At 59.4% G+C, this 19727-nt stretch carries 16 protein-coding genes; 13 read left to right on the top strand and 3 right to left on the bottom strand.

The window, feature by feature from the left end; genetic code table 11:
- Positions 1-256: 256 nt before the first annotated feature.
- Complete coding sequence (locus MJA45_RS24460; protein ID WP_407083075.1) at positions 257-1165, top strand: putative RNA methyltransferase; 909 nt, start codon at positions 257-259, stop codon at positions 1163-1165.
- A 135-nt stretch (positions 1166-1300) separates the two neighbouring features.
- Here MJA45_RS24460 and MJA45_RS24455 read toward each other — a convergent pair whose 3' ends face one another.
- On the bottom strand, positions 1301-1867 hold the full coding sequence (locus tag MJA45_RS24455) for a diguanylate cyclase domain-containing protein (protein ID WP_315604510.1): 567 nt from the start codon (positions 1865-1867) through the stop codon (positions 1301-1303).
- Between the two features lie 112 nt (positions 1868-1979).
- Between MJA45_RS24455 and pyrE the strand changes: the two genes are divergently transcribed.
- The 4 genes from pyrE to MJA45_RS24435 all read left to right on the top strand — a co-directional run bounded on the left by pyrE (position 1980) and on the right by MJA45_RS24435 (position 5342).
- Positions 1980-2513, top strand: coding sequence for an orotate phosphoribosyltransferase (gene pyrE / locus MJA45_RS24450; protein WP_315604509.1), 534 nt, complete (start codon positions 1980-1982; stop codon positions 2511-2513).
- The gene (locus MJA45_RS24445; RefSeq protein ID WP_315604508.1) at positions 2510-2902 is read left to right on the top strand and encodes a reverse transcriptase-like protein; all 393 of its coding nucleotides are present in this window, start codon (positions 2510-2512) and stop codon (positions 2900-2902) included. The genes pyrE and MJA45_RS24445 overlap by 4 nt, the downstream gene beginning before the upstream one ends.
- Positions 2903-2908: 6 nt before the next feature.
- Positions 2909-3445, top strand: a complete 537-nt coding sequence (locus MJA45_RS24440) for an NUDIX hydrolase (protein ID WP_315604507.1) — start codon at positions 2909-2911, stop codon at positions 3443-3445.
- A gap of 541 nt (positions 3446-3986) precedes the next feature.
- A complete protein-coding gene (locus MJA45_RS24435) occupies positions 3987-5342 on the top strand; it encodes a sulfatase family protein (RefSeq protein ID WP_315604506.1) in 1356 nt (451 codons plus the stop codon).
- Between the two features lie 159 nt (positions 5343-5501).
- On the opposite strand, the gene MJA45_RS24430 is transcribed toward MJA45_RS24435, so the two are convergent.
- A complete protein-coding gene (locus tag MJA45_RS24430) occupies positions 5502-7139 on the bottom strand; it encodes a type 2 periplasmic-binding domain-containing protein (protein WP_315604505.1) in 1638 nt (545 codons plus the stop codon).
- A gap of 221 nt (positions 7140-7360) precedes the next feature.
- Between MJA45_RS24430 and MJA45_RS24425 the strand changes: the two genes are divergently transcribed.
- The 8 genes from MJA45_RS24425 (at position 7361) to MJA45_RS24390 (ending at position 17111) form a co-directional block, all read left to right on the top strand.
- Complete coding sequence (locus MJA45_RS24425; protein WP_315604504.1) at positions 7361-8326, top strand: ABC transporter permease; 966 nt, start codon at positions 7361-7363, stop codon at positions 8324-8326.
- Between the two features lie 12 nt (positions 8327-8338).
- Positions 8339-9202 carry a carbohydrate ABC transporter permease gene (locus MJA45_RS24420; RefSeq protein ID WP_315604503.1) on the top strand — a complete coding sequence of 288 codons (864 nt, stop codon included), beginning with the start codon at positions 8339-8341 and terminating at the stop codon, positions 9200-9202.
- A 103-nt stretch (positions 9203-9305) separates the two neighbouring features.
- Positions 9306-10826: a sulfatase family protein gene (locus MJA45_RS24415; RefSeq protein WP_315604502.1), complete on the top strand. Its 1521-nt coding sequence runs from the start codon at positions 9306-9308 to the stop codon at positions 10824-10826.
- A gap of 38 nt (positions 10827-10864) precedes the next feature.
- Complete coding sequence (locus MJA45_RS24410; RefSeq protein WP_315604501.1) at positions 10865-11332, top strand: HAD family hydrolase; 468 nt, start codon at positions 10865-10867, stop codon at positions 11330-11332.
- Between the two features lie 22 nt (positions 11333-11354).
- A complete protein-coding gene (locus MJA45_RS24405) occupies positions 11355-12770 on the top strand; it encodes a glycoside hydrolase family 27 protein (protein WP_315604500.1) in 1416 nt (471 codons plus the stop codon).
- Entirely contained in the window at positions 12767-14128 is a 1362-nt protein-coding gene (locus MJA45_RS24400; RefSeq protein ID WP_315604499.1) for a sulfatase family protein, read from the top strand. The genes MJA45_RS24405 and MJA45_RS24400 overlap by 4 nt, the downstream gene beginning before the upstream one ends.
- Before the next feature lie 34 nt (positions 14129-14162).
- The gene (locus tag MJA45_RS24395) at positions 14163-15542 is read left to right on the top strand and encodes a sulfatase family protein (RefSeq protein WP_315604498.1); all 1380 of its coding nucleotides are present in this window, start codon (positions 14163-14165) and stop codon (positions 15540-15542) included.
- A 57-nt stretch (positions 15543-15599) separates the two neighbouring features.
- Positions 15600-17111, top strand: coding sequence for a sulfatase family protein (locus MJA45_RS24390; protein ID WP_315604497.1), 1512 nt, complete (start codon positions 15600-15602; stop codon positions 17109-17111).
- Here the strand turns inward: MJA45_RS24390 and MJA45_RS24385 are convergent.
- Positions 17108-19447 (bottom strand): helix-turn-helix domain-containing protein, encoded by a 2340-nt coding sequence (locus MJA45_RS24385; protein WP_315604496.1) that lies wholly within the window; start codon positions 19445-19447, stop codon positions 17108-17110. The genes MJA45_RS24390 and MJA45_RS24385 overlap by 4 nt on opposite strands.
- Positions 19448-19727: the final 280 nt, after the last annotated feature.

The following is a 19727-nucleotide window of genomic DNA, read 5'->3' as shown; positions in this document are numbered from 1 at the left end:
TTAGATGCACGTCCTGCCCTGATCCGAAAACCGGCTGCTCCGCCCGCTTGTACGAGTGGGCGGGGCAGGGACGGTCGCAATTCCTTCGAAATGTGGTAGAATGGAGAAGCAAGAACCCCTATTTCGAAGGAGAGCTTGGACATGATCATCCAATTCATTCGGTTGAGACAAAGATAGGCACAGCCCGGTAATCGCCTCCCATTTTTATTTAAGATGCGGAGGGTTTATTCGACTGTGCCTTTTTCATTCTCAACTAATGAATGAATGGGGTGTTTTTGGCATGTCCACATCCGGAAAAAGGCTGGAAAGGCTAGCCCAAATCGACCGGAACAGCGGGATTTTCCGTTGCCCGCACTGTTTCGGGGCCATGCAGTTGGCCGAAAGTAGCTTACGCTGTGTCCGAGGGCACAGCTTTGATATCGCCCGGCAGGGCTATGTAAACTTCCTGTCGAAGCCCTCACCCGCCACGTATGACCACCGGTTGTTCGAGGCCCGAAGGAGAATGGCCCGTACCGGGCTGTTCCAGCCGCTCGAAACCATTCTCGGCCGCCTCATCCTGGAGGCTTCTTCCGGTCCGGACGAACCGGTGAAGGTGCTTGATGCTGGCTGCGGGGAGGGATCCCAGCTGGCGCGGATCCGGGAGGGGCTGAGTCGTAGCACAGCCCGGCCGGTCCTGACGGTCGGAATGGATCTGGCGAAGGAGGGCATCCGCCGGGCGGCGGGCGAATACCCGCAAAGCCTGTGGTGCGTGGCCGATCTGGCCAACGCTCCTTTGGCGGACGGGGCCTTTACCGTGCTGCTCAATGTTCTGTCCCCGGCCAACTATTCGGAGTTCCGCAGGATAACCGCCGCCGGAGGAAGGGTGATCAAGGTGCTGCCCGGTCAGGATTATCTGAAGGAGCTGAGGACCATTCTATACGAAGGCTCTCCCCGTCAGCAGTATTCGAACGAGCGGACGGCTGCCCTTTTTCGGGAGAATCTCAGGGAGACCCAGGTCCAGCAAGTTCGGTACCAGGTGAAGCTTGAGGAGGATTGGCTCGAGTCCTTGCTCCGCATGACCCCGCTGTCTTGGGGGATCAAGGAGGAGAGCTTGCATGAGGTTAAGCTGAGGGGAGTGCGGGAGATCACCATGGACTACGTAATTTTGACCGGCCGGAGCGAGTGAGAAGCAGGGAAACCATCTGCTGGTGAGGAATCAATAAGGATGAAAGCTGCCAGGCCTCTCGGGCTTGGCAGCTTTTTGTTTGGGGGGACGTCTCTTTCCCCAGTCCTCCTGACGGAAAGCGAAAGGTAGACTCTGCTATTGCTGATCGTACTTCCTCAACAGGTCGTTCAGCGCTTCCCGCAGCAGGACCGATTCTTTCTTATTCAGCTGCTCCGCCAGCGCTTTCAGCCGACGAACGGCCGTTGACGGGTAATAGCAGGATTTCATCACCATCTCTTCGTTTGGGGCCAAGGCCACCTGGTTCCGGCCCGTTTCCTTGGCGGTCACGAGAGCGGCGCTGGCTGCGCGGCTAAGCCCTTGTTCATTTTTGGCGTCACGCGGATACTGGGCCACTCCGATGGTAATGGTGACGGGCTTGTCTTCCGGCAGCTCAAACCGGTCCTGCGCCTGCTCGATTTGGGCCCGCAGCGTTTCCATCTTAAGAAAAGCCTGCTCGAGCGTCGCTTTCGGAAGAACAACCGCAAACTCGTCCCCCGATACGCGGTAGGCCTGCTTGTCCGACCATTCCTGCAGCAAAGCCGCTACCGTTTGGAGCACGCGGTCCCCGGCCTCGTTCCCCAGCTGCTGGTTAATCTCCATAAAATAATCGACATCCAGGTGGGCCAGTGCCACCGGCTCGTCTTTCTTGATCCATCCGTCCAATATATATAATTATTTGTATATAAAAAATTAGTGGGATGCCCCTCCCCGACCCCATATGGTAAAATCAAGAAGAATTTTATGGCGATCAGATAAATAGGGGGGCGGCGTTGGAATGGATAGAAAAAGGTTGGCTGCGGCGATTTACGGGACGGCTCATTTGGAGGGAAGCTTTGCCCTGCGTTCGGGCAAGGTATCCAGCGAGTATTTTGATAAATATTTGATGGAATCCGATCCTGTCCTGTTGGGTGCTGTTGCCGAGCAATTGGCGGAGCTGGTCCCGTCGGGGACTGAGGTGCTGGCCGGACTGGAGATGGGTGCGATCCCCGTTGCCACTGCTTTGTCCTTGAAGACGGGGATTCCGGCGGCGTTCGTCCGCAAGACGGCCAAGGAGTACGGAACCTGCAAGCTGGCGGAGGGTATAGAAATCCGAGGGAAGAAGGTCTGCATCATCGAGGACGTGGTGACGACCGGAGGACAGATTCTGCTCAGCGCCAAGGACCTGCAGGAAGCGGGGGCGGAGATCATCGGGGTTCTGTGCGTGATTGAGAGGGAGCAGCAGGGCCGGGACAATCTGGAGAACGCGGGATTCGCCTTCCGCTCTCTATACCGAATGGAAGAGCTGGTGGAAGCAAGCGGGGTCCGATGAAAGAGGTTTACTTCGACGGAGCGAGCGCCGGCAATCCGGGACCAAGCGGGGCGGGCGTCTATATCAAAAGCGGAGGAGAAGGCGAGCGCTTCTCCATTCCTCTCGGGAGCATGAGCAACCATGAGGCGGAATACCATGCGCTGCTTGAAGCCCTTCGAATCTGTCTGGCAAAAGGCTATAAGGCCGTCTCTTTCCGGACGGATTCGGAGCTGGTGAACCGGGCGGTGGAGAAGGAATATGTCCACAGTCCTTTGTACGCCCCGCTTTTACGGGAGGCACTGGCGCTCGCCGCTTCCTTTGATCTCTTCTTTTTGAAATGGATTCCGAGCAAAGAGAACCGGGTGGCCGACGAGCTGGCCAAGGCCGCTATTCGAAGGAATGAGGGTTGAATGGAGATGGGGGATTATAGGGAAGAACGCTGGCACCGGCATTTGGGTGTGTACGGAATCTGTATCCAAGAAGGCAAACTCCTCTTAATCCACAAAAAAGGCGGGCCCTATATCAACCGGTATGACCTGCCTGGCGGAACGGTAGAGCCGAATGAGCCCTTGGTAACCGCCCTTCATAGGGAAGTAAAAGAAGAAACAGGGTTAAAGATTAACGTCATTCGAAATCTCGGCGTACGGGATTATGTTACCCCCTATCCCTTGGAGAAACGCGGCACGACGCATATTCATCATATTGCCGTATTTTATGAGATGGACTATGTAAGCGGAGAACCGAGCTTTTGTACGGAAATGCATGACAATGATTCCGCCGGCCCCGAGTGGGTGGATCCGAACGGGGTAACCCAAGAGAATAGCTCTCCTTTGGTTTGGCAGGCCCTTGAATGGCTGAAGGACCGGAATCATAATCATTTGGAAGTGGCAAGGTTGGATGATTGGATGGTTATGGAGGCAAAAGAAGGGATAGACTGCGATGCAGGTAATTAGATTTATGTATAACCAATTCTTAAGGGAACCTTTGTGGGTTAAGGTTCTCGTTTCTTCCACTTTTCTGATTGCTATCCTATTCAGTAATACTTTTTTCGCGGATAAAGGTTATTACCAAAGCGTTGCTAAATTGGCTGCGGCTATTTTTTTCTCGGTATATGGCGTGAAATTCCGTAGAAATACTAAACTGTCTGTCATCTTTATGGCATTAGCCGTTATTTGTCTTTACCTGGCCTGGGACAAATTTGACCAAGTCCATCATTAAGCTATCGGGCAAGATAGCACCAAAAACCGCCTTTTCGCGAAGGCGGTTTTCTTATTGATGCGGCGTTTGGATCTCCGGATTCCAGGCGCCAATGGTATTCCAGTGCGGCTGATAGCTCAGCTCGTGATCAGCAGAATATTGGGACGCTTCAACGAGGGTTTGTTCCTTTCGGTTGATTTTGATACCTTCTTCCCTTTTTGCTATTGAGGAACGGCGGACCCGCTTATAAGCTGGAAACAAGCAGGATCTACAATGCATGAAGGATGAGGTGGACATATGCATCGCAACAGGAACCGACGTCCGAACATCGTCGTATTCTTTACCGACCAGCAGCGCTGGGACAGCATGGGGGCCTATGGCAATCCGCTCGGCTTGGCCCCGCATTTCGACCGGTTCGCAGGTCGCGGAACGCTCCTCGAGGCCGGGATCACGTGCCAGCCCATCTGCGGTCCCGCCCGGTCGGCCTTCCAGACCGGCATGTACCCGACCCGTACGGGCTGCCACCGCAATACGAGCCCGCTGCCCGCGGACGCCCGGACGCTAGCCCACGAATTCCGCGACGCCGGATACCGGACAGGGTATATCGGCAAGTGGCATCTCGCTTCAGCAAATCCCGTGCCGGCTGAGCAGAGGGGCGGCTACGAGTACTGGCTGGCGGCCAATGCCCCGGAGATAACCTCGGAGCCTTACGAAGCCGTGCTGCATGACAACGACAACCGCAAGGTCGCGCTGCCGGGCTACCGTCCCGACGCCTATACGGACGCGGCGATTCGGTACATTGACCGCCACCAGGAAGAGCCGTTCTTCCTGTTCGTGTCGTACCTGGAGCCGCATCAGCAGAACCGGTTGGATGACTTCACTCCGCCGGACGGCTACCGCGAGCCATACACGTCCCGCTGGACCCCTCCGGACCTAGCGGCGCTCAAGGGATCGGCTCCGCAGCAGCTCGGCGGCTATTGGGGGATGGTGAAACGGCTGGACGAATGCTTTGGACGGTTGCTCGACGCTCTGAAGAGCCTCGATCTACTCGACCATACAATCGTGCTGTTCACGTCCGACCACGGCTGCCACTTCAAGACGCGGAACCATCTGTACAAGCAATCGTGCCACGAGAGCTCTGTCCGCGTGCCGATGGCGTTCGCTGGACCCGGTTTTGACCGGGGAGGGCGCATCGCGGAACCCGTCAGCTTAATCGACCTACCGCCGACGCTGCTCGAAGCGGCCGGCCTCGAGGTGCCGGAACGGATGCAGGGTCGTTCGCTGCTTCCTCTGCTGGGGCGGGAAACGGCCGAATGGCCGGAGGAGGTTTTCATTCAGATCAGCACGACCCAAGTCGGAAGGGCGGTGCGCACCAAACGGTGGAAGTATGGCGTGGACGCGCCGGGCAAGCATCCCGAGAACGACGCCGGTTCGGACCGCTATGTCGAAGAGTTCCTGTACGACCTGCAGAGCGATCCGTATGAGCTGACGAATCTGATCGGCCTGGAGTCGCACCGCGAGGTGAGCGACGCCCTCCGCGAACGGCTGCTGAGGCGGATGGCCGAAGCGGGGGAGGCGGCTCCGCTGATCGACCCGGCGCCTCCTGTCCGTTCGGGACAGCGGTGGGTCCGGCCCGAGGAAGCGCTCATGTAGTGCCTTATTCGATAACTTTGTTGGCGAGTAATTGTACGCGCACGAAAATCAATAGGAAAGCATAACCTCATTTGCGTATAAGGAAGTAGCGGCGGACAGAGAAAGAGCCTTGCCCCAGATCCACTGGCTCGGGCAAGGCTCTTTTTTGAGTGGTACGGACTACTTTTTCTTCTTGTTTGCCTGGTACCAGTCGTTCGCTTCCTTCTCAAGCGTATCTCCTCCGGCTTTGCGCCATTTCTGCACAAATTCGTCGAAGTAGTCGATCGGCTTGTCGCCGGTAATGATGGAGATGTAGGTTTCGTCGCGCAGCTTGGACAGCTCCGCGTTGTACTTGGATTCGGAAGGCAGCGCGGTTTCCAGCTTGTTCGCCGAGCCGTTCTCCGTGAGTTTCGTTTCCTTCAGCCAATCCTGGTATGGTTCGAAATCCTTCTCCTTGAACTTGAGCGAGTTTAGGACGTTGGACACCGAATGCGCCCCGATTTTGGCCGCTTCCGCTGCGTCCTTGAACTTGCCGAGCGGGGTGACGAGCCCGGTCTTCGCATCAACCTCCCAGTTTCCCACTCCGTACAAGCCGTCCGCGTAATGCTCATAGGTCGAGAAGCTCATGTAATCGATCATCTGCAGGATCTTGGCCATTTTGTCGGGTTCCTTCTCCAACTGCTTGCCGAATGCGACGTAGGAGCCGAGTACCGTCTGCTGCTGGGTCATGACGCCCTTGCCGTTCGTTCCTTTGGGCGGCTGAAGCAGGACGAGCGCATCGGCGGCGGGCGCGTTCAGCTTGCGCAGCTCGGCCCGGTTCTTGCCCTCGGCGCCCCGGCCGGGGAACGCGGGGTTCCACTGGATGAACGCTCCCTGCGTCGTCACGCCGATTCGGCCTGAAGCAAAGGATTGCGTCAGGTTGACGGCCCCGCCCTTGTTCTCTCCGGTCACGAATTCCGGATCGAGGACACCGTCTTTGTACCATTTGCTGATCAGCTTCAGCGCATCCTTCATTTCGGGCTGGACGGCGGCGTTTACCAGCTTGCCGTCGCGCACCTGCCAGTTGTCCCGCTGGGCGGAACGGTCGACCGTCGTGACCGGCACATAGCCGAAGGCGCCATAGACAGGGAACAGCCCGGAGTCAGACAGCCCGTAGGTGTCCTTCTTCCCGTTGCCGTCGGGGTCCTCGTTCGCGAACTTGTAGATCATCGTCTCGAATTCCTGCAGCGTCTCGGGCGGCTTCGTGATGCCGACCTTCTTCAGCCAATCGCCGCGGACGACGATGGGATCGCGATACCGGCCGCGGATATTCAGGTTGTTGAAGCCGTAGATTTTTCCGTTCACCTTGCCGTAGTTGAACTGGTGATCGGGATCGGCGTCGATGTATTCCTTGTACAGATTCGGCGCATACGTCTTGATCATGTCCTCGGGGATGGCGGCCAGGATGTTCTGGTCGGCATATTTCTTGAAGCTCGCGTGGCTCTCCACGCGAATAACGTCGGGAACTTCACCGGAAGCAAGCTTGAGGGAGATGACTTCCTCGTAATTGCGTGCCTCGATATTCCATACGTTCAGGTCTACGTTGAACTTTTCGTTCCAGTACTTCACCATCGGAGCGTCTTTGTCGGTCGGCGCGAGCTGGTAAGCGGTCCAGTCGATGTGATACTTCTTCGAGTCATCCGGCTTGGATTTGTCCGGATCGGCAGCGGCGGGTTTGGTCGTGCTTGCGCTCGAGCCCCCGCCGGAGCATCCGACGACGGCTGCGCACAGCCCCGCGGCGGCCAGGACGGCCAGCGGCTGGAAAACGGCCTTTTTCATAGTCAACCTCCCTTTGTTTACTACTTTCACTCTATAAGGGAGGCGGAACGCCCACAATAACAATGATGTCGCATCGTATAAAAAAAGGCGGTTTCCCGCTTTTTCGTTCCATATTTATAATTTAGGCGATTCTTCTTATTGAGGGAGAACGCGCAGAGGGATAGTCTGAAGGCATGGATGCGGCTTCACGGAAGTCCAGCGACTGGCGAAGGAGGAAAGGCATGATCGCACGCACTAGGATCACACGCACAAGTACCAAAACGGCGCGCGCTCCGTTCCGACGAACGGGCACGCTGCGTAGCTACTGGAAGTACCGGAATTTGACCCTGATGCTTCTTCCAGGAATCGTGTATTATTTTGTGTTTCATTATGTTCCCATCTATGGGGTGATCATCGCGTTCAAGGATTATTCGTTCTCGGCAGGCATATGGGGAAGCCGCTGGGTGGGACTGGAGCACTTCCGGCTTTTGCTGTCGAGGGACAGTTTCTGGGAAGTGTTCCGGAACACCGTCGTCATCAATGGCCTCAAGCTGATCTTCGGCTTCCCCGCCCCGATCGTACTGGCGATTCTGCTGAACGAGGTGCGGACCGCGTTCTTCAAACGGTTCGTGCAAACGGTTTCGTATTTACCCCACTTTCTGTCCTGGGTCATTCTGTCCGGCATTCTGATCGAGTTCCTCTCCCCCTCCACCGGTCCGGTCAACATCATCCTGCAGGCGTTAGGCATGAAGCCGATTTATTTCCTCGCGGATGTCAACTGGTTCCGTTCCGTGCTGGTCACCTCGGACATCTGGAAGGACCTTGGCTGGGGCACGATCGTCTATCTTGCGGCGCTGACCGGCGTCTCGCCTGAGCTTCACGACGCGGCGAGGGTCGACGGCGCGAACCGCTATCACCGGATGCGTTACATTACGCTGCCTTCGCTTATTCCCGTCATCACAATCATGCTCATCTTCGCCGTTGGCAAGCTGGTCAACGATGATTTCGACCAGGTGTTCAACCTGTACAATCCTTCTGTTTACAGCGTAGGGGACGTAATCAGCACGTACACGTACCGCAGCGGCCTCGTACAGATGGAATACAGCTTCGCGACAGCGGTAGGGCTGTTCAAAAACGTGCTTGCGCTCGTTCTCGTGTTGTCTGCCAACGCGATCGCGAAACGAATCAACGAATACGGTTTGTGGTAGGAGGAAAAGCCCATGAAATCCCGGTCTTGGTCCGGCTTCGTTTTCGATACGGCGAATACACTGGTGCTGCTGGCGCTATGCGCCTCCACGCTGTACCCGTTCCTGTATCTGCTGTCGATTTCCTTAAGCCCGTCGGACATCTCGTTCACCCAGATTCACATCATCCCGCCAAAGTTCACGTGGGCGAACTATCATACAGTCCTTGGCAACGCCAGCATCTGGAGCGGGTTTACGATGTCGGCGCTGCGTACAGCGGTGGGAACGGTGTTGACGCTGACGGTGACGGTTCTAACGGCTTATGTGTTGTCGAAGCGGTACTACCCCCAGCGCAATCTGTGGACGATGTACATCGTGTTCACGATGTTCGTGCACGGCGGGCTCATCCCGAATTATCTGCTGGTCAAGTCTCTCGGCATGATCAACTCCGTGTCGGCGCTGTTGTTACCCCAGCTCATTCATACGTTCCAAATGATCATCGCCCGCAACTTCTTCCTGTCGCTGCCAGAGGAGGTGGAGGAATCGGCGAAGATCGACGGCGCCAACGATTTCGTCATTCTGTTCCGCATCGTGGTGCCCGTATCCATGCCGATCATCGCCACCCTCGGGCTGTGGACAGCGGTCTGGCACTGGAACGCCTGGTTCGACAGCATCATCTACATCACCGATGCGTCCAAGCAGGTGCTCCAGGTCGTGATGCGGCGCATTGCGCTTGAAGGAAAGGGCATCGACCTCCTGATGAAGGAGGATGTGCTGACCACCCCGGAGTCGATCAAAGCGGCTACGGTTATGGTTACCACGCTGCCGATCCTGCTCGTTTATCCGTTCGCCCAGAAATATTTCGTCAAAGGCGTCTTGGTCGGTTCACTGAAGGGCTGACCTGGGGCGGCGACAAGAATCTGTGAAGCACGAGAACAGGCTGGGCATATGACAGCCGTCGAAGCAAGACAACCGAACTTTACACAAAGGAGGTGGGCTCCCGATGCCGACAGCCGGCGATCGCCCGAACATCCTGCTGATCACAAGCGATCAGCAGCACTGGAATACGATCGGCGCCTTCAATCCCGAAATCCGCACGCCGAATCTGGACCGGCTCGTGCGCGAAGGAACGGTCTTCACGCGGGCCTACTGCCCGAATCCTCTCTGTACCCCGTCACGCGCCTCGATCGTTACCGGCCTGTACCCGAGCCAGCACGGCGCCTGGTCGCTCGGCACGAAGCTCCAGGAGGAAGTGCCGACGGTCGGGGATAGGCTGCAGAGCGAAGGTTACCGCACCGCCCTGATCGGCAAAGCGCATTTCCAGCCGCTCGCTTCTACGGAGGAATATCCCTCCATCGAGGCGTATCCGATCCTGCAGGACTTGACGTTCTGGCGGGACTTTCATGGGCCGTTTTACGGGTTTGAGCATGTGGAGCTCACCCGTAACCATACGAACGAAGCGCATGTGGGCCAGCACTATGTGCTGTGGCTCGAGGAGAACGGCTGCGCCAATTGGCGCGACTACTACCTGCCGCCCACCGGCACAATGGATCCCGCGATCCGTCACCGCTGGGACATTCCGGAACGCTGGCATTACAACACGTGGATCGAGGAGCGCACGAATGCTGCGCTGCAGCGGTACAAGGACGACGGGGAACCGTTCTTCCTCTGGTCGAGCTTCTTCGATCCGCATCCGAAGTATCTCGCGCCCGAACCTTGGTGCTCGATGTACGATCCGTCGAGCCTGAAGGCACCCGGTACGCGCGAAGGCGAGCATGGAGCGAATCCGCCTCACTTCGCCCTGACGCAGGAGGCGAAGCCGGATTTCTCGCCTTACAAGGAAAGCGGCTTCTTCTCGCCGGGTCTGCAGGCCCACGCGCAGACGGAGGAGCAGGTTCGCCGCAACATGGCGACGTATTACGGGATGGTCTCGTTCCTGGACCGGTCCGTCGGGCGGATTCTGGATAAGCTTGCGGAGCTCGGCTTGGCCGACAACACGATCGTCGTGTTCACGACGGACCACGGTCACCTATTCGGCCAGCACGGACTGACGGCCAAGGGCCCGTTTCACTACGAGGATCTGCTCAAGCTCCCGTTCCTCGTGCGCTATCCCGGGCATGTGCCCGCCGGCCGCCGGACGGACGCGCTGCAGTCGCTCGTCGATCTGGCACCGACCTTCCTCCGGCTGGCCGGCATTAACGTGCCCCGAACGATGGCCGGCACGGATCAAAGCGAGGTGTGGACCGGTCGTACGGAGCGGGTGCGAAATCACATCATTTGCGAGAACCGCCAGGAGCCGACTGCGATGTACGCCAAGACGTACGTTGAGGAGCGCTACAAGCTGACGGTGTATTACAACCGCCCGTACGGCGAGCTGTTCGATCTGCGGGAGGACCCGGGGGAGTTCCGCAATTTGTGGAACGACCCGGCGTCCCAGGGAGTGAGGCTGGAGCTGATGCAGCGGCTTGTTTGGGCGGAGATGGGCAAGGAGCCGCTGTGGATGCCGCGCATTGCGGGAGCTTAGCGGCAACGATCAAGTAGAAGGAGACGATGCGGAATATGATGACGGTTACGATACCCGGAAGAGGACAACTGGATCTCTACCATCTTGTGCTTGATTTCAACGGCACCTTCGCGCTGGACGGGAAGCTGCTGCCCGATGTCGCGGAGCGGCTTCAATCGCTGTCACGCCATTTGGAGATCTTCGTCATCACGGCGGATACGAATGGGACCGTTCGCCGCGAGTGCGGGCATTTGCCCGTGACGCTCACGATAGCGGAAGCGGCCAATCAGGCAGAACGTAAGGAAGCGTTCGTGCGCGGCCTGTCGCCTCAGGGAACGGTCGTCGTCGGCAATGGCGCTAACGACGCCCGGATGTTCACCGCGGCCGATCTGGCGTTCGCCGTCGTCGGCGGTGAGGGCTGCTTTACGCAGACGCTGCTGCAGAGCGACATTGCGGTACAAAAGGCGACCGATGCATTCGATCTGCTGCTTAAGCACAATCGGCTAATCGCCACGCTGCGCAAATGATGCGGGAAGGGGAGGAGCGTAAGTGACCTTCGAGCAAGAGGCGAAAAGCGCCTATCAAGTTCAATCTGCGAAGGGCATCCACCGGCTGACGCCGAAGCCGCCTCTTGGCTGGAACAGCTACGACGCATACGGCTGTGCGGCCTCCGCGGAGACGCTTGCAGCGAATCTGGAGGCGATGGCGGTCCGGCTGAAACCGTTCGGCTACGAGTACTTCGTCGTGGATAACGGCTGGTTCGGGGAATACGACATCCCCGAGGGAAGGCGGTATCCGGTCGTGAAGCACGCGGCCGACGTGCATATCGACGGATATGGGCGGTATCAGCCGTCGCGCTGTTATTTTCCGAATGGGCTGCGGCCGCTGATCGACCGGGCCCACGAGCTGGGGTTCCGATTCGGTATACATCTCATGCGGGGCATCCCGCGTAAGGCCGTTGCGCTGGATCTGCCGGTCCTCGGCACGCCGTACCGGGCGGCCGAGATCGCAGACACGGCCAGCACATGCGTCTGGTGCCATTACAATTACGGCGTGAACATGGACCATCCGGGGGGCCAGGCGTTCTACAACTCACTGGTCAATCAGTTTGCCGAATGGGGTGTCGATTTCATCAAAGCCGACGACATTACCGGCTACCCCCGGGAGATCGAAGCACTCGCCGGGGCGATCGCTCAATGCGGGCGTGATATGGCGCTCAGCCTGTCGCCGGGAGGGCAGACCAACAAGGAGCGAATGCCTGTGTACGTACAGGCGAATATGCTGCGGACGACGACGGATATATGGGACAACCGGAACGACTTGGACAAAGCGTTCGCCGCCTGGGAGACGTATAACGACGTCCGGGTGGAGGGCTTCTGGCCCGATCTTGACATGATTCCCTTTGGCCACTTGATGTTGTGGAACCCGCGCGAACCGGGTGCCGCCAAAACCGACGACGACAACCTCGAGCTGAGCGGCAAAGGACATGAGCGGATGAGCGGCTTGAGCCGGAACCAGAAACGGACGTTTATTACGGTCCGGGCGCTGGCCGCGTCCCCGCTGTTCATGGGCGGCGACCTGCCTACCTCGGATGAGGAGGCGTTCGAGCTGATCACGAACCGCGAGATGCTCGCCTGCAACCAGAACGGCGTAATGGGCCGTCTGGTTCACCGCGGGGATGGAATCGACGTCTGGATGACGCCGTCGGCGTCCGAGCCGGGAGCCGGTTGGATCGGAGTGTTCAATCGGACGGAGGAAGACCGGCGGGTGGGCCTCTCGCGGAGCGAGCTGGGCTTGGAGGCGGGGGCCGCGTACACGTTCGGCAGCGTATGGACGCACACGGAGCCATGGAGCGACGACGGTTTCCAGCTCGATGCGGCGATCGGTCCGGACGGGGTGCTGTTCCTCGCTTACCGGATGGCGGAAGGCCTCCCGACGCAGCCAAGGGAGGAGGAACGCACATGACGCAGGCGAAACGTAACGGCAAACCCAACGTGATTGTCTTCTTCACCGACCAGCAGCGCTGGGACACCACGGGGGCGCACGGCAATCCGATGGGCTTGACGCCGAATTTCGACCGGATGGCCGCAAGAGGCACCCATCTGGCTCATTCGTTTACCTGCCAGCCGGTGTGCGGTCCGGCTCGCTCGGCCCTACAGACTGGTCTGTACCCGACGACGACCGGCTGCTACCGCAACAACATCCCGCTCCCGCCGGATTCGCGGACGCTCGCTCACGAATTCCGGGATGCCGGGTACCGGACGGGTTACATCGGCAAATGGCATCTGGCTGCGGAGGAGCCGGTAAGCGAGCCGAAGCGGGGAGGGTACGAATACTGGCTGGCGGCCAACTCGCTGGAAAAAAGCTCGGACGCCTACGACACCGTCGTCTACAACAACGACAGTCGGAGGATCAAGCTTCCGGGTTACCGGGTGGACGCCTTGACCGACGCGGCGATCCGCTATATCGACGAGCGGAAGGAAGACGCGTTCTTCCTGTTCATCTCCTATCTGGAGCCGCACCACCAGAACCACTTGGACGATTACCCTCCGCCGGACGGCTACCGGGAACTGTTCACGGGCGGTTGGGTCCCGCCGGATCTGGCGTCGCTAAGTGGAACGGCTCACCAGCACCTGGGCGGCTACTACGGTATGGTGAAGCGGATCGACGAGGCGCTCGGCCGGCTGCTGGACGCGCTGAAGAGCCTGAAGCTGGACCGGAACACGATCGTGCTGTTCACGTCCGATCACGGCTGCCATTTCAAAACGCGCAACAAGGAGTACAAGCGCTCGGCCCACGAGAGCTCGATCCGCATCCCGACCGCGGTTTGCGGACCGGGCTTCGAAGGGGGCGGTCAGGTCCGCGAGCTAGTGTCGCTGATCGATCTCCCGCCGACGCTGCTCGACGCGGCGGGGATCGATATTCCGGCCATCATGCAGGGGCGTTCCGTGATGCCGTTGCTACGCGGAAGGAAGGACCCCGGGTGGCCGGACGACGTGTTCGTCCAATTCAGTGAGGACCATGTGGGACGGGCGGTGCGGACGCAGCGCTGGAAGTATTCGGTAGTAGACCGGACCCCGGATTCCGGTAAGCAGCCAGGATCTCTCCGCTATGAGGATGAGTGCCTGTACGACCTGCAGGCGGACCCGTACGAGCTGACCAACCTGGTGGGTTTGAGCTCGCACCGCGAAGTCGTGCGGATCATGAGGGAACGTCTGAACCGCCGTCTGGTCGCAGCCGGGGAGTCCGCCGCCGAATTCGTGTCGGCCTCGGAGCGTCCGGGCGGACAGCGTCGGGTGGCCGCGGAGGAGCTGGACCTGTGACGCACCAAGGAGATAGGAGAGGAGCAAACGGCCTATGAGCAATATAATCATTTTGATGTCCGACGAGCATAATCCTTTCATTTCGTCGGTATACGGGCACCCGTCCGTGCGAACGCCGAATATGGAGCGGCTGGCCCGGATGGGCACCGTTTACGCCAGCGCGTACAGCCCTTCGCCGCTGTGCATGCCGGCCCGGTCGGCCTTCATGTCAGGCCGCAGGGTACACGAGCTGGAGACTTACTCGAACTGCCGGATTCACGTTAAGGGCGGGCATCCGTCCTACGGCTCCGTCCTAAGGGAGCAGGGCATCTACACGGCCCACATCGGCAAAGCAGACGTGTATGACCCCGGAGAGGCACTCGGCTTTTCCGAGATGCGCCTGAACAAGAACCGCAAGAAGCAGGGCGACCTGAATTTCCGCCGCCGGCCCTTGGCGGTTCGCCAGGGCGCGGCCGCCCGCGCCATGAACTTCGGCGTCCGAGCGGACGCTTTCGACGGTGACAATGCCGTCATTGAGGATGCGCTTCTGTGGCTGGATGAGAAGGCCCCGACATTGGATGTTCCCTGGAGTATGACGGTGAACATCCTGAACCCCCATTTTCCGCAGTGGAACACGGAGGAATTATGGAACCTATACGAGGACGGAGCCGACGGAGCGGCATACCCGCCGTCCGAGCGTAATGGCGAGTCCGCTGGGCACCCGTATGCACGGGACCTGCGGGAGCATTTCCAGACGGAGGCGTTCACCGAGGAGCAGATCCGCGGGCTGCGGCGGGGGTATTTGGGCAATGTCACGTATGTGGACCGCCAGCTGGGCCGGCTGCTCGACAAGCTGGAGGAGACCGGCCTCGCGGCGAACACGAATCTGATCTACGTCTCCGATCACGGGGACATGCAGGGCAAATTCGGCATGTGGTGGAAATGCTCGCTCTACGAGCCGTCCGCGCGCGTGCCCTGCATCGCGGCCGGACCGGATTTTGCGAGTGGCGCGGTCGTCCGCACGCCGGTCGACCTGCACGACGTGCAGGCCGCTATCTTCCGCTCGGTGGGCGCCGCACGCCCCGAGGATTGGGTCGGCCGTCCGCTGCAGGACATCGAAGCGGACGATCCGGACCGCGTGGTCTTCGCGGAATACCACGGACACGGCACGCGGTCGGGCGCCTACATGATTCGCAAAGAGGCCTGGAAGCTCCTGTACTACATGGAAGGGCCGCATCAGTTGTTCAACCTGGAGTGTGATCCGGAGGAGCTCGTGAACCTGTGGGACCGGGAATCTGCCAAAGCGGCGGAGCTGGAAGCCGAGCTGCGGCGCATCTGTTCGCCGGAGGAGGAGAACGACAAGGCCCACCGGTTTCAGGAGGAGCAGCTGCGAGAGATCGAAACGGCGCCGCTCCCGAATGCCTCGGCGGACTAAGCTGCCGATAGGGAGGGCGATCCAACGAACGGAGCAACCGTACAGGAGGGGAATATCGTGACGCAACCATCCGAGGCCGGCTCTGTCAGCCGGCCGAACATTCTGATCTTCATGACGGATCAGCAGCAGGCGCAGGTCGTGCAGCCCGGCCATCCATGCAGGCTGCCTCATGTGCGTCGTCTCGCTGCCGAAGGCCTCTCGTTCAGCCGGGTGTATCCGCCGATGGCGCACTGCAGCCCCGCGCGGGCCAGCTTCATGACTGGCCTGTATCCTTCGCAGCATGGGATCCACAATAACGTCTCGAACGAGCAGGCGATCGGGCGCAGCCTTAAGCCTGGAACCGAGACTTTCTCGGAGAAGCTGAAGGACGCCGGCTACGGCCTGTTTTTCACGGGCAAATGGCACGTCTCTGGCACGGAGAACCCGAGGGACCGCGGATGGGAGGAGCTCAGTGTCAAAGCCGGGACGGACGTTTACATGGGCGTCCGCCGGGAGACGTGGCCGACGCTTGCGCCCGTCCTGCGAGAGGAGGCGGGGCGCGGGCGGCATAGGGGGGAGATCGTCCGCCCGGGCTGGGGGAATGTGCAGCTGTACGGAACCTCACCGCTCACTTACGAGCAGACCGAGGATTACCAGGTCGTGCGGCGCGGCATCGAACAGCTGGAGGAGCTGCAGGGCGGCGACCGCCCCTGGTGCCTGTACATCGGCACGACGGGTCCGCACGATCCGTTCATCGTGCCGGAGCCGTACGCCAGCCTGTACGATCCGAAGCAGATTGCGCTCCCGCCGAATTATCGCGATTCATTGAAGGATAAACCCGGTCTATACCGAAGAATGCGCCGGAATTTCGACCAGCTGGACGAGTCGGAGGTTCGCGAATCGATCGCGCATTACTGGGGTTATTGCACCATGATGGACGACATGCTTGGGGAAGTGCTGGAGACGCTGGAGCGCTGCGGGATGCAGGACAACACGCTCGTGCTGTTCCTCTCCGACCATGGGGAGCATGCGGGCGCGCACGGTCTGTACGCCAAGGGGCTCAGCCATTTCGAGGAAGGCTACCGGGTGCCCTGCGTCATGCGCTGGCCCGGGGGGATGGCGCATCCCGGCCGCAGCGAGGACGCCTTCGTGTCCTTGGCCGACTTGGCGCCGACGCTGCTTGAAGCGGCGGGAGTCGAGCCGCTCTCCCGCTGCGCCGGGCGGAGCCTGCTGCCGTTCCTTGCGAACGGGAAGCCGGCCGGCTGGCGGACGTCCATGTATACGCAGTGCGACGGGGTCGAGGTCTACCATACGAGCCGGATGGTCCGCACGGACCGGTACAAATTCGTCTATCACCCGACGGACATCGACGAGCTGTACGATCTGCACGCCGATCCCTATGAGCTGACCAATCTAGCGGAGCTGGAAGCGCTGGAGCCGGTGAAGCGGGACATGTACCGGCTGATGTGGGAGAATGCGTTCCGTTATGAAGATACGATCTTCAACAAATATTTGACGGTGGCCACAGCGGATTACGGTCCGCTGGACGCGATCGTTAACGAACGGCCGTCGCAGGTCCAGGCGGATTAGATCCCGTTCTCGCGGGGGAGGCTTTCCGCCTGCATCAGGTAGGCGTGGCGGAAGGCTTTCGGCGTCATGCCGAACGTTTCCTTGAATTTCTTGATGAAATAGGCGGGAGAGTGGAAGCCGACCTCCTCGGCAATCTGTTCGATGGTTTGACTGCCCGAGACGATCAGGTCTCGGGCTTTTCGCATGCGCTCCTCGGTTACGTAATCCACGAAGCTCATGGACGTCTCTTCTTTGAACAATTTGCCGAGGTAACGGGGGCTCAGCTGCACTTGATCAGCCAGCAGATTCAGGGACAGGTCCTCCTCCAGATGCTGGACGATGTACGCTTTGACCCGCGCGATGATCTCCGTATGCCGGTTCGCTCCCCGCTCCTCCAGGTAGCGGAAGGCAGCGGCTGCGGCCTGCTCGAACCACCGGACGAACTGATCCGCCGTGAACAGCTCGGCGAATGCCGCCTGGCTTTCGGGGCTCAGCACGTCGCTCGAAGAGCAGTGCATGTCCTTGACATACCGGTGGAAGATGGCTATGGCCTCCCGTGTCCACGCAAGGCACGCCTCCGCGGAGAAGGGGCCTTCCCGGCTGGCGGTGGCGAATTCGTCCAGGACCGACCGGACGTCGGACTGACTGGCGCTTCGCAGCGCCTTGTCGAGCCGGACGGCCCAATCCCCGGGAAGCGCCTCGCCGCAGGCTTCGCGCTGCAGGAGGGCTTCCGGCGTGAGCAGGTCCGCCTCGGGCAGGAAGTACCCGTATCTCATGAGCTCTTCGGCCTGCTGGCGGGAACGCTGCAGCTCAAGCGGCGAAGCCACCCATCCTCCGATCGAGATGGACGGATTCGCCGTGAAGTTGTCGCAGGCATATTCGGCAATCTGACGCAGCGAAGAATACAGGCTTGCGTTGTTGGGCGCCGCCGCCCCTGCCGCCGCCCAAATCCCGATCCCGCTGCCCGGCGCTTCAATGGCGAGCCACAGGGACTGGGCGCCGCTCAGCCTCTCCATTTCCTTGATTAGGTTGTACGTGACAAATTGGCGATTTTCCACGCTGAGCCGCCGGAACTCACGGGAATCCAGCTTGATCAGGACGGCGGTAAACCACATTCCTTCCATATTCAGCTGGAGAAGCTTCAGCCGCTCCTCCAGCTCTGCGGCATCGGCGATCGTTCCTTGGAGCAGACTGGACACCAGGTTGTATTGAATCAGCGGCCGGCTGACGTCCAGCGTCGATTCCAGCTCGGTTACTTTAACGGACAGATTGTCGATAACATGATCGAGGACGGCGTATTCGTTGTGAAGGGCGGAGCCCGGCGTTTGCGGTGTTTCGCCGAAGAGCGAACGAGTCTTCTCCAGTACTCTCCGCAAGGGGTTGTACATCCGGAAGGTGAACATATAAGCGGCTGCAAGGCCGAGAAAAACCGCTCCAAGCGTCACGAGAACCAGCACGCGCTGCATGTTCTGCAGCCCTTTATAGAATGTGTCGACGGCGGTAATGTTGAGAAGCTTCCAGCCGTTGGAGCTCAGGGTGGTGTAAGACACCATCGTTTTGACCCCATCCAGGGCATGAAGGAAATGCCCGTGATCCGCAGCGCTCTCCATCACCTGCCCGATCAGCTTGACGTCAGGCGCGGACGCATCTTGGGAATCGGTCACCCGTTCGCCGGTCGAATCAATCACGATGACGGCTCCGGGGGTATTGCGCGAGGAATCCTGCAGCACGGTGTACAGCGCCCCGGGCTTCAGATGGATGGCGATCAGGCCTTTGTTTTCGTTGCCGGGCAGGTTGAACGGGTACGACCCGATGAACAGCGTATCGGCTTCATCCGCACCCGCCGGAAGCTCCCGCACCCATTGGGCGCTTCGGTTCGTGCCGGGCGCCGGCTTCCACCACCGCTCCAGTGGGACAGGATCGTCCGGACGGAGGAACGTGACGCCGCTCGTGGAGGACAAGGTCATCCGGTTTCGGCGGAAGAACACTTCGATCGATTGCACCAGATCGGCGTTCGTCTTCACCACACTTTGCAGCACACGCTGCGCTTCACTGATTTTGGCCTGATTCCCCAGATAAGGCTCGTCGAAGAGGAACAGGATCGGATCACTGTTGCTGCTGCGGTTCGTGACGATGCCCGTATACAGATTTTCCGTCTTGAGGAATACGGTTTCATCGGTGATTTTGCGCTGGTAATCGAGCAGCTGCTCCGCCACCTTGGTGACTTCGTCGTTGTAGCGGGAGGTGTAGTAGAAATAGAACGAGGCGCCTACGGTGAACGTGGTGGCCAGCACAAGGAGGCTGTACGAGATGATGAGTTTGTAGAATACTGTGTTCAGCCGGCTGGCGAGCTTCATGGCGTATCCCTCCCGAAAGCGTTTCCTTATCCTTATTATGGCAAAAAAAATGGCGGACCGGCAACCGAAATCTGGCCGTTTCACGCGCCGGAGAATGTTAATTTTGTCTTAACGTTTAAAAAACAAAACAAAGCCGCTTTGTTATAGGAAATGCGCTTTTTTGTATAGAGATCGGGGGTCAATCCGTTTACATTGAAAGCGGGGGAGGTGATCGGCGGCAGTGCCGAACCGCCGCTCGAAGAGCGGAGCTTCTGCAGGATGTGAACGAATAGGATACCAG

It is taken from the genome of Paenibacillus aurantius (assembly GCF_032268605.1).
Lineage (GTDB): Bacteria > Bacillota > Bacilli > Paenibacillales > NBRC-103111 > Paenibacillus_AO > Paenibacillus_AO aurantius.
Note: the sequence above shows the minus strand (reverse complement) of the source record. Positions and strands in the feature narration are given on the sequence as shown.

Excerpts from the sequence above, each read along its gene's own strand:
- MJA45_RS24415 (WP_315604502.1), top strand. The coding sequence starts at position 9,306 with ATGCCGACAGCCGGCGATCGCCCGAACATCCTGCTGATCACAAGCGAT.
- MJA45_RS24460 (WP_407083075.1), top strand. The coding sequence starts at position 257 with ATGAATGAATGGGGTGTTTTTGGCATGTCCACATCCGGAAAAAGGCTG.
- MJA45_RS24410 (WP_315604501.1), top strand. The coding sequence starts at position 10,865 with ATGACGGTTACGATACCCGGAAGAGGACAACTGGATCTCTACCATCTT.
- MJA45_RS24445 (WP_315604508.1), top strand. The coding sequence starts at position 2,510 with ATGAAAGAGGTTTACTTCGACGGAGCGAGCGCCGGCAATCCGGGACCA.
- MJA45_RS24395 (WP_315604498.1), top strand. The coding sequence starts at position 14,163 with ATGAGCAATATAATCATTTTGATGTCCGACGAGCATAATCCTTTCATT.
- MJA45_RS24425 (WP_315604504.1), top strand. The coding sequence starts at position 7,361 with ATGATCGCACGCACTAGGATCACACGCACAAGTACCAAAACGGCGCGC.
- MJA45_RS24385 (WP_315604496.1), bottom strand. The coding sequence starts at position 19,447 with ATGAAGCTCGCCAGCCGGCTGAACACAGTATTCTACAAACTCATCATC.
- pyrE (WP_315604509.1), top strand. The coding sequence starts at position 1,980 with ATGGATAGAAAAAGGTTGGCTGCGGCGATTTACGGGACGGCTCATTTG.
- MJA45_RS24400 (WP_315604499.1), top strand. The coding sequence starts at position 12,767 with ATGACGCAGGCGAAACGTAACGGCAAACCCAACGTGATTGTCTTCTTC.
- MJA45_RS24420 (WP_315604503.1), top strand. The coding sequence starts at position 8,339 with ATGAAATCCCGGTCTTGGTCCGGCTTCGTTTTCGATACGGCGAATACA.
- MJA45_RS24435 (WP_315604506.1), top strand. The coding sequence starts at position 3,987 with ATGCATCGCAACAGGAACCGACGTCCGAACATCGTCGTATTCTTTACC.
- MJA45_RS24440 (WP_315604507.1), top strand. The coding sequence starts at position 2,909 with ATGGGGGATTATAGGGAAGAACGCTGGCACCGGCATTTGGGTGTGTAC.
- MJA45_RS24430 (WP_315604505.1), bottom strand. The coding sequence starts at position 7,139 with ATGAAAAAGGCCGTTTTCCAGCCGCTGGCCGTCCTGGCCGCCGCGGGG.